This window comes from Reyranella sp. (assembly GCF_044224635.1).
Taxonomy (GTDB): Bacteria; Pseudomonadota; Alphaproteobacteria; order Reyranellales; family Reyranellaceae; genus Reyranella.
The window spans coordinates 47,763-56,678 of sequence record NZ_JBGAKA010000055.1 but is presented as its reverse complement, the minus strand read 5'-3'; the positions used below and the strand labels follow the sequence as shown (position 1 = coordinate 56,678).

Sequence of the window (8,916 nt, the reverse complement as noted above, 5' to 3'; positions counted from 1 at the left end):
TCGCTCGACTCGGCGGATGGACCGGATACCAAAGTGACAAATCAAATGGCCCCATCACTATGCGCGACGGACTCGAACGCTTCTACGCTATCGCTGATGGTTACCATCTCGCAGCGCAACATCTGTGCTCAAGTTAGCCATGCAGTGGGGAGGTGTCGCCGTCTTACGGCGACGGAGGGGTCATGAGCCATGACCCCGCTGCCTCTTGTGACTCATGACCCCTCCGCCCCGTAAGACGGGGCACCTCCCCAGCTACGCTGGGGAGGAGAACGAAGGGGCCATCTCGATCACCACCTTGCCGACGACCTTGCGGTCGAGCAGGACGCGGAAGGCGTCGGCCGCGCGCTCCATCGGGAAGCGGTGCGAGATGTGCGGGCGCATGACGCCGAGGCCGGCGAGCCGCGGCAATTCCTCGGCGTAGTCGCGGCCGAGCTCCGGCGCGATGCGGACGATGGTCTCGCCAGCGCGCACGCCCAGCACGGTCAGGCCCTTGATCAGGATATGGTTGGACATGAGCTTGCTCGGCCCGCCCGAGGTGAAGCCCACCACCAGCAGCCGGGCGCCGTAGGCGGCGGCGCGCACCGACTTCTCCAGCACCTCGCCACCGACCGGATCGTAGACCACATCGGCGCCGCGCCCCTCAGTCAGCCCTTTGACCTCGGCGACGAAATCGGCGGTACGGTAGTTCACGACATGATCGGCGCCGAGCCGCCGCACGACGGCGAGGCGTTCGTCGTCGCCACCGGTGGCGATGACCCGTGCACCGAGATGCTTGCCGAGCTGCACCGCCGCCAGGCCGACGCCTCCTGCCGCGCCGTGCACCAGCAGCACGTCACCCGCCTTGATGCGCGCACGATGGATCAGCGAGTGGTAGGCGGTGGTGGCGCCGACGCGAAAGCCTGCACCCTCGGCGAACGACCAGTTGTCCGGCAGGCGCGTCATCACGTTGCGCGGCGCCAGCTTCACGTACTCGGCGAAAGCGCCGGGCCGGATGCCGAAGATCACGCGATCGCCCGGCCGCCACGCCGCGACCTCGGCGCCGACGGCATGAACAGTGCCCGCGCCCTCCATGCCCGGCACGAACGGAAGCTCGGGCTTGTGCTGGTACTCGCCCGACACGGTGAGGATGTCGGGGAAATTGACCGACGCGGCGCCGACCTTGACGATGATGTCGTGCGGCCCGGGCTCGGGGATCGGTCGCTCCGCGATCTTCAGGACAGACGGATCGCCCAGGCGATCGCAGAGAACGACGCGCATCGAGGTACCTCAGCAATCAAGCGCAGGCACGGATAAGAAAGGTCTCTCGCTGCGCTCGGGATGACACCGATACTGTTGCTCGTGACGACAATGGTGTCATCCCGAGCGCAGCGAGGGGTCCTTCTTTTGTCGCGCTAATCGAGCTCGAAGGCGTTCTTGTAGTCGAGCTTGAGGGCGGGATCCTGGTCTTCCTTGCGCAGGAAGCAGTTGCCGACGACCAGCACCTCGATCTCGCTTCCCATGAAGCAGCGGAAGGCATCCTCGGGCGTGCACACGATCGGCTCGCCGCGCACGTTGAACGAGGTGTTCACCACCACCGAGTAGCCGGTCTTGGCCTTGAATGACGCCAGCAGGTCGTGAAAGGCCGGATTGGTTTCCTTGTGCACGGTCTGGATGCGCGCCGAGTAGTCGACGTGGGTGACGGCCGGAATGTCGGAGCGCGGCACGTTCAGCTTGTCGATACCGAACAGCGCCTGCTCGGCCTCGCTCATGGCGCGGCGGCGGTCATCGTTCACCGGCGCCACCATCAGCATGTAGGGGCTGTCGCTCTTTATATCGAAATAGTCGCCGACATCCTCGCGCAGCACCGCCGGCGCGAACGGGCGGAACGACTCGCGGTACTTGACCTTGAGGTTCAGCGTCTTCTGCATCGAGGGCGAACGCGCGTCGCCCAGGATCGAGCGGGCGCCCAGCGAGCGCGGCCCGAACTCCATGCGACCCTGCATCCAGCCCACCGCCTTCTCGTCGGCCAGCGCCCGGGCGGTCTGCTCGATCGTCTGGTCACGGGTCAGCACGGTGAACTTGGCGCCGGCGGCGGTCAGGCGGGCGGCAATCTCCTCGTCGGTGTATTCCGGACCGAGGTAGCTGCCGGCCATGCCGTCGAGATGGCCGTTGAGCTTGCGCGCCTGGCCGAGGAAGCCGTGATAGGCGGCGAAAGCGGCGCCGACCGCGCCGCCGGCATCGCCGGCCGCCGGCTGCACCCAGATGCCATCGAACAGGTTCTCGCGCAGCAGCTTGCCGTTGGCGACGCAATTCAGCGCCACGCCGCCGGCCAGGCAGATGTTCTTCGCCCCGGTGTCGCGCTTCACCGAGCGCGCCAGCCTGAGCACGATCTCTTCGGTCACCGCCTGCACCGACGCCGCGAGATCCATATGGTGCTGGGTCAGCAGCTCCTCGGGCTTGCGCGCCTTGCCGCCGAACAGCGCCGCGAACTTGTCGTTCGTCATGCGCAGGCCGGTGCAGTAGTCGAAGTAGGTCTGGTCGAGGCGGAAGGTGCCGTCTTCCTTGAGGTCGACGATGTTGGACAGGATCAGATCCTTGAACTTCGGCTCGCCGTAGGGCGCCAAGCCCATGACCTTGTACTCGCCGGAGTTGACCTTGAAGCCGGTATAGTAGGTGAAGGCCGAATAGAGCAGCCCGAGCGAATGTGGGAAGTGCAGCTCTTTCGTCATCTCGAGCTTGTTGCCCTGGCCCCAGCCGAGCGACGTCGTCGCCCATTCGCCGACGCCGTCCATGGTCAGGACGGCGGCCTCCTCGTAGGGCGACGGGAAGAAGGCCGAGGCGGCGTGGCTCTGATGATGCTCGCCGAACAGCAGGCGCTTCTGCCAGTCGAAGTCAGGCTGCCAGCGCTTCATCTCGTCGCGCAGCAGCGTCTTCTGGAAGAGCTTCTCCTTCAGCCACAGCGGCATGGCCATACGGAACGAGTTGAAGCCGCGTGGCGCATAGGCCAGGTAGGTCTCGAGCAGCCGTTCGAATTTCAGGAACGGCTTGTCGTAGAACGCGACATAGTCGACGTCGGCCAGCGCGATGCCGGCGCGGTCGAGGCAGAACTGCACGGCATTCTGGGGGAAGCCGGAGTCATGCTTCTTGCGCGTGAAGCGCTCCTCCTGCGCGGCCCCGACGAGATGGCCGTCCTCGATCAGCGCCGCGGCACTGTCATGGTAAAAAGCCGAAATCCCGAGGACACGCATGGCGAGCCAACCCTTCGTCTAGAACAGGGTATAGATGAACGGCGCGATCGCCGAGCCCTTGGTGAGCACGATCAGGCCGCCGAAGATCACCATCATGATGAGGATGGGGAGCAGCCAGAACTTCTTGCGTTCCCGCATGAACGCCCAGAGTTCGCCGACGATGGAGCCCATGGAGACAGGTCCTTTCTGGTCAGAACTGATTCTTCATCGATTGCGGAGGCGGTCCGGGCGGCGTGCGATCGATCCAGTAGCTCTTGGCATTGCGATCGAGCCGCAGGCGCAGGAAATCCTTGCCGGTCGCCCGCATGATCAGGCCGATCGGCATGATGGTCACGAAGAACAGCAGCCCCAGAACGAGGGGGTTCATGACCTTGTAGAGCAGCAGGCCGAATTTCAGCCACAGCCGGTTGAGCGGCCCCAGGATGCTGGGGACGGTATAGGCGACCACCAGGAAGGCCACCGCGATCGGCAGCAGGTAGTGCCAGCCGGTATGGTCGCGCCACCACGACAGCGCGCTGATGATGGCGAAGAAGCCGGCGAAGACCAGGCCAAAGCCGCGGTCGCTGCCGGCCTTGACATGCTCTTCGCGTGAAAAGTCTTCATGAAGCTGGCTGGTCGCCATGTCCTGCTGGGTGCCTGTCGCTGGCCGTCTTGGGGGCCTTTAACTCTCTGATCGCAAACGCCGAGTCAACGGCACAGACGCAATAGCGGGGGATTTGCCGCCGAGGCACAGTCCGGCGGGCCGTAACCATCCGGCCGGACGTGCCTCTGGGCAGCCCGCATGCCCAAGGCCGCGCTAGGCGGCCGCCGCGGTGTCGGCTCGGTGGGCCATCAGCGCCGTCAAGGTCCGCCGCCAAGCCGCCGCGGCCCGATCGTAGCTGAACCCGTCGCGTCGCCGCAGCACCACCCAGGCCTCGAGGGACAGCGCGCCGCCGATGGCGTCGGCAAGCTCTTCCCGCGCCTCCTCGCTCAACGCGGCGAATTCCTGGGCAAACAGCTCGGCAACCCGCCGGCGCACTTGCTGGCGCAGGCTGTTGGACCGCTCGATCAGGGCCGGATGATGGGCGAACTGGCCGGCAGCGACCCGCAACGGGATGATCTTGTCGAACAGCTGGGCCAGATTCTCGACCGCCGTGGCGATCCGGAACTCGAGCGAGAGGCCCTGCGACGTGGGAGGCGGGATGACCAAGTCCTGGCCGATACTGTCCACTGTAGTAACAAAAAGTGACTCGACATCGCCAAAATGCTGGAAAACCGACCGGACCGACACGTCCGCCCGCTTGGCGACCGCGACCACGGTTGGTGCCGTGCTCGTCTCGCAGATCATTTCCTTGGCAGCAGCCAGGATGCGGCGACGGGTTTCGGCGGCTCGCCGATTGCGCCCGTCGGACCGCGCCGACCGGGCCGTCAGATCGTGCGACGGGGACTCACCGGAAAGCACCATTGCGTTGCCGCGCGTCAAAGCCGCTGCTTCATTCATCATTCATCTTCCTAAACCGTGATCGCAGGCGAACGGTGGCCAACGCCGAACCCGTCCCCTATGGAAGTCGGTCAGATAGTCGCCCACCGTGGCAGGAACAAGGTCAACACCGTCGCACCCACCATGAACACGAGCCATGCATCACCCCCTCTCGCCGTCCTTTGGGATTTCGGCGGGGTCATTCTCAGCAGCCCCTTCGAAGCCTTCAATCGCTACGAAAGCGAGGCCGGCCTCCCCAAAGATTTCATTCGCGGGCTGAATGCACGCAATCCCGATACCAATGCCTGGGCCAAAATGGAACGAAGCGAGGTCACCCTCGATGGCTTCGTCGACCTGTTCCAGGAAGAAGCGCGCCAGCACGGCCATACGCTCGACGGCTGGCGGATACTGCAATCGTTGAGCGGCGACATTCGGCCGCAGATGGTCGAGGCCCTGCGCCGCTGCAAGGCGGCGTTCCGGGTCGCCTGCATCACCAACAACATGAAGTCGGGCGACGGTCCCGGCATGGCCCGCAGCGCCGACAAGGCGGCGGCGATCGCCGACATCATGACCCTGTTCGAGCACGTGGTGGAATCGAGCCGGCTCGGCTGGCGCAAGCCCGATCCACGCATCTACCGCCACGCCTGCGACCTCCTGGGCGTGCCGCCGGAGCACTGCATCTACCTCGACGACCTCGGCATCAACCTCAAGCCGGCGCGCGCCATGGGCATGCGCACCATCAAGGTCGGCGATCCCGATATCGCCATCGCCGAGCTCGAGGCGATGGTGAGGATACCGTTGCGGGGATGAAGGGGAATTCTTGAAACCCTCGTTCATGGTCTTCCGGACCGCGAGCGTCTCGCTCGCTCATGGCGCGGCTCGGCGAAGCCGAACGCGGCCTCATCCAGCTCATGAGCATGAGCGAGCGAGACGCTCGCGGCCCGGAAGACCATGAAGCATCTCGCGCGCCCGATTACGGCGAAGTACCTGGAGAACGCTGCGGCATTCTACCTCGAGCGCTACCCAACCACCGCCGAGGGCCTGCGCCGCGTGCTGATGCGCCGCGTCCGTCGCGCCGAGAGGGTCGAGGCGCCGGTGATGGACAATGTCGAGGAGGCGATCGACGCCATCATCGCCCGTTTCGTCGCGTCGGGCGTGATCGACGATGCGGCCTTCGCGCAGACCAAGGCGCGGGCGCTGCATCGCCGCGGCATGTCGACCCGGATGACGCACCAGAAGCTTCGCCTGGCCGGCGTCGATCGCGATACGCTCGACAAGGCGATGACCTCGCTGGACGACGAGCTCGCCACCGATCCCCAGAGCCGCGAGCGTCGGGCCGCCATTGCGCTGGCGCGCCGCCGCCGCCTCGGGCCGTTTCGGGCGAGCGAGCAGCGCAAGCAGAATCGCCTGCGCGACCTGGCGGCGCTGGCCCGCGCCGGCTTCGCCAGCGACATCGCGCGCAAGGTGATCGATGCTGCCGACCCGGGCGCGCTGGACGAAGCCTGACACTGGACGAAGCCTGACCGGTTGGCCATGATTCGGCGATGAGCCTCACGATCTGGCACAACCCGCGCTGCACCAAGTCGCGGGAAACCCTCGAGCTGCTGCGCAGCCGGGGCATCGAACCGACCATCCGCGAATACTTGAAGCAGCCGCCCAGCAAGGCCGAGGTCGAAACCCTGATCGGGCAGCTGGGCGGTGACCCGACGGCACTGATCCGCGACGGCGAGCCCGAGTTCAAGAAGCTCGGAAAGAAGAAGGCCAACCTCTCCAGGGCCGATATCGCCAAGGTGATTGCGGCGGCGCCAATCCTGCTGCAGCGCCCCGTCGTCGTATCCGGCAAGCGCGCCGTCATCGGCCGTCCGCCCGAAGCCGTGCTGGCGCTCGTGAAATAGCGCAACCTATGGTCGGCCGGATCCGTCTCTGGTCGGGCTATGTGCTTTTCTTCTACGTCGTCACCCATCTGCTCAATCACGCGCTCGGCCTGATCTCTCTGCGCGTGCTCGAGACGGGCCGCGTCTGGTTCGTCTACCTCTGGCACAACCCGATCGGCCAGACCGCGCTCTACGGTGCGCTGTTCACGCATTTCTTTCTTGCCCTGTGGTCGCTCTATCGCCGCCGGGCGCTCAGGCTCTCGGCCTGGGAATGGACTCAGTGGGGTCTCGGCGCATCGATCGTGCCGCTTGGCGCCCTGCACGTGGTGGGCACACGCCTCGCCCATGAGCTCTACGGCATCGAGATCGGCTACTCCTGGGTCCTGGCGTCGCTGATCGTCTCGCCCTGGATACAGACCGCCATCCAGTTCTCGCTGCCCCTGGTCGTCTGGCTGCATGCCTGCATCGGCCTGCACTTCGCGTGGCGGCTGCGTCCGTGGTACCGCACTTGGCTGCCGGTGATCTACGCCGTCGCCTTGCTGGTGCCGGTTGCCAGCCTGGCCGGCGCCGCAATCGCGCTGCGCGACGTTGCCGAGCTCGCCAAGACGCCTGGCTTTCTCGACGACCTGTTCAGACGGGTCCACGTCCCCTCGACCGCCGACATCGCGACGCTCCACCGGATTTCCGATGCGCTGCGCGGGGCGGCGCTCATCCTCCTGCTGGGCGTCCTGGCAGCGCGTCCGGCGCGCGACGTCTGGGAGCGCCGGGCCGGCGTGGTGCGGCTCGACTACGGCGAACGACGCACCACGACGCAACCGACCGGCCTTTCCATCCTCGAGATGAGCCGGCTGGCCGGCATCCCACACGCCTCGGTATGCGGCGGCCGCGGCCGCTGCTCGACCTGCCGGGTGCGCATCGGCGGACCCGATCGGGCCAAGCTGCCGCCGCCCTCGGCCGACGAGCAGAAGGTGCTGCAGCGCGTGGGTGCGCCGGCAAACGTGCGGCTCGCGTGTCAGTTGCGCCCGCCTCCCGGCCGCTACCAAGTGGCGACCTTGCTGCCGCCGACGGCAGGACCGGTCGAGGCCTATCGCCGGCAGCCGCAGGCGCATGGTGGCGAGCGCTACGTCGCCATCCTGTTCGCCGACATCCGCGGCTTCACCTCGATCTCGGAAGGCAAGCTGCCGTACGATGTCGTCTTCCTGCTCAACCGCTACTTCCGGGCGACCGGGCACGCCATCGAAACGGCCGGCGGCAGGCTCGACAAATTCATCGGCGATGGCGTGATGGCGATCTTCGGCCTCGCCGACGGGCCACAGACCGCCTGTCGGCAGGCCCTCGAAGCCGCCCGCCGCATGGCCGAATCGCTTGAGGACCTCAACAAGACGCTCGCCGGCGACCTCGACCAGCCGCTGCGCATCGGCATCGGCCTGCATTCCGGACCGACCATCGTCGGCGAGATGGGCTACGCGCGGGCCACCCAGCTCACCGCCATCGGCGATACGGTCAACACCGCGAGCCGGCTGGAAGCCCTGACCAAGGACTTCGCTGCCGAGCTTGTCGTCTCCCAGGAACTCGTCGACCAGGCCGGCATCGATCTCGGCGCCTACGAGCGGCACGAGGTCGAGATTCGCGGCCGACAGGGGCGGCTCGCCGTGCGCGCGGTCAAGCATGCTGCCGAGCTCACGGCCCCACTCACGTCAATGTCATGAGAATTTCGTTGCTGATTCCCGAGGCCGGTCAACAATCCGGCGTCATCCGGAGGTGGACCATGCGCTCGACCCTGCTCGCCACTGCAACCGCCCTCTCTGTCGCCCTGGCCCCGCTCGCCCTGGCACCGGCGGCCTTTGCCGCTGGCGGCGGCGCCGACCCCGCCCCGGCCCAGCAGTCCAAGCCCGCCGACCCCAACTTCGCGCGCGCGAAGGCGATGATCGAAGCGCGCGACTACAAGGGCGCCCTGCCGCTCCTGCAGCAGGTCGTCGCCAAGGATTCCAAGAACGCCGACGCTTACAACCTGCTGGGCTTCGCGACGCGCTCGTCGGGCGATCCCAACGGCTCGCTGCAATACTACCAGTACGCATTGTCGCTCGATCCCAAACACCTCGGCGCCCACGAGTACATTGGTGAGGCTTACCTCATGCTGGGCCGTCTGCAGGAAGCCGAGCAGCATCTGGCAAGGCTCGATTCGCTCTGCGTCTTCGGCTGCAGCGAATACCGCATGCTCAAGGCGGCGATCGCCAACTACAAGGCCGGCAAGCGCCCGACGAATTGAGGGGCGCCGTCATGACTCTTCCCCTCCCAAGCGAAGCTGGGGAGGAACATGAAGGCCATGCGAAATTGAATCCCCGGGCAGCGCCGC

10 protein-coding genes are annotated in these 8,916 nt (G+C 66.3%); 5 read left to right on the top strand and 5 right to left on the bottom strand.

Features of this window, described 5'->3' with window-relative positions:
• Positions 1–252: 252 nt before the first annotated feature.
• The 5 genes from ACILR9_RS32265 to ACILR9_RS32245 all read right to left on the bottom strand — a co-directional run bounded on the left by ACILR9_RS32265 (position 253) and on the right by ACILR9_RS32245 (position 4,689).
• Positions 253–1,257 carry an NADPH:quinone oxidoreductase family protein gene (locus ACILR9_RS32265; protein ID WP_395714088.1) on the bottom strand — a complete coding sequence of 335 codons (1,005 nt, stop codon included), beginning with the start codon at positions 1,255–1,257 and terminating at the stop codon, positions 253–255.
• A 134-nt stretch (positions 1,258–1,391) separates the two neighbouring features.
• Positions 1,392–3,227 carry a carbamoyltransferase gene (locus tag ACILR9_RS32260; RefSeq protein ID WP_395714087.1) on the bottom strand — a complete coding sequence of 612 codons (1,836 nt, stop codon included), beginning with the start codon at positions 3,225–3,227 and terminating at the stop codon, positions 1,392–1,394.
• A gap of 18 nt (positions 3,228–3,245) precedes the next feature.
• Positions 3,246–3,398: a DUF5989 family protein gene (locus tag ACILR9_RS32255; RefSeq protein WP_395709880.1), complete on the bottom strand. Its 153-nt coding sequence runs from the start codon at positions 3,396–3,398 to the stop codon at positions 3,246–3,248.
• A 19-nt stretch (positions 3,399–3,417) separates the two neighbouring features.
• On the bottom strand, positions 3,418–3,849 hold the full coding sequence (locus tag ACILR9_RS32250) for an SxtJ family membrane protein (RefSeq protein WP_395714086.1): 432 nt from the start codon (positions 3,847–3,849) through the stop codon (positions 3,418–3,420).
• A 174-nt stretch (positions 3,850–4,023) separates the two neighbouring features.
• Complete coding sequence (locus ACILR9_RS32245) at positions 4,024–4,689, bottom strand: TetR/AcrR family transcriptional regulator (protein WP_395714085.1); 666 nt, start codon at positions 4,687–4,689, stop codon at positions 4,024–4,026.
• Positions 4,690–4,830: 141 nt separating this feature from the next.
• Here ACILR9_RS32245 and ACILR9_RS32240 point away from each other — a divergent pair, with 141 nt between their 5' ends.
• From ACILR9_RS32240 to ACILR9_RS32220, 5 genes are all read left to right on the top strand, one after another.
• Positions 4,831–5,496 carry an HAD-IA family hydrolase gene (locus ACILR9_RS32240; protein WP_395714084.1) on the top strand — a complete coding sequence of 222 codons (666 nt, stop codon included), beginning with the start codon at positions 4,831–4,833 and terminating at the stop codon, positions 5,494–5,496.
• A gap of 141 nt (positions 5,497–5,637) precedes the next feature.
• The gene (locus tag ACILR9_RS32235; RefSeq protein WP_395714083.1) at positions 5,638–6,192 is read left to right on the top strand and encodes a regulatory protein RecX; all 555 of its coding nucleotides are present in this window, start codon (positions 5,638–5,640) and stop codon (positions 6,190–6,192) included.
• A 38-nt stretch (positions 6,193–6,230) separates the two neighbouring features.
• Positions 6,231–6,581: an arsenate reductase (glutaredoxin) gene (gene arsC / locus ACILR9_RS32230; RefSeq protein ID WP_395714082.1), complete on the top strand. Its 351-nt coding sequence runs from the start codon at positions 6,231–6,233 to the stop codon at positions 6,579–6,581.
• Between the two features lie 8 nt (positions 6,582–6,589).
• Complete coding sequence (locus tag ACILR9_RS32225; RefSeq protein ID WP_395714081.1) at positions 6,590–8,269, top strand: adenylate/guanylate cyclase domain-containing protein; 1,680 nt, start codon at positions 6,590–6,592, stop codon at positions 8,267–8,269.
• 59 nt (positions 8,270–8,328) lie between these two features.
• On the top strand, positions 8,329–8,829 hold the full coding sequence (locus ACILR9_RS32220) for a tetratricopeptide repeat protein (RefSeq protein ID WP_395714080.1): 501 nt from the start codon (positions 8,329–8,331) through the stop codon (positions 8,827–8,829).
• The last annotated feature ends 87 nt before the right edge of the window (positions 8,830–8,916 follow it).

Excerpts from the sequence above, each read along its gene's own strand:
- ACILR9_RS32265 (WP_395714088.1), bottom strand. The coding sequence starts at position 1,257 with ATGCGCGTCGTTCTCTGCGATCGCCTGGGCGATCCGTCTGTCCTGAAG.
- ACILR9_RS32260 (WP_395714087.1), bottom strand. The coding sequence starts at position 3,227 with ATGCGTGTCCTCGGGATTTCGGCTTTTTACCATGACAGTGCCGCGGCG.
- ACILR9_RS32255 (WP_395709880.1), bottom strand. The coding sequence starts at position 3,398 with ATGGGCTCCATCGTCGGCGAACTCTGGGCGTTCATGCGGGAACGCAAG.
- ACILR9_RS32250 (WP_395714086.1), bottom strand. The coding sequence starts at position 3,849 with ATGGCGACCAGCCAGCTTCATGAAGACTTTTCACGCGAAGAGCATGTC.
- ACILR9_RS32240 (WP_395714084.1), top strand. The coding sequence starts at position 4,831 with ATGAACACGAGCCATGCATCACCCCCTCTCGCCGTCCTTTGGGATTTC.
- ACILR9_RS32235 (WP_395714083.1), top strand. The coding sequence starts at position 5,638 with ATGAAGCATCTCGCGCGCCCGATTACGGCGAAGTACCTGGAGAACGCT.
- arsC (WP_395714082.1), top strand. The coding sequence starts at position 6,231 with ATGAGCCTCACGATCTGGCACAACCCGCGCTGCACCAAGTCGCGGGAA.
- ACILR9_RS32225 (WP_395714081.1), top strand. The coding sequence starts at position 6,590 with ATGGTCGGCCGGATCCGTCTCTGGTCGGGCTATGTGCTTTTCTTCTAC.
- ACILR9_RS32220 (WP_395714080.1), top strand. The coding sequence starts at position 8,329 with ATGCGCTCGACCCTGCTCGCCACTGCAACCGCCCTCTCTGTCGCCCTG.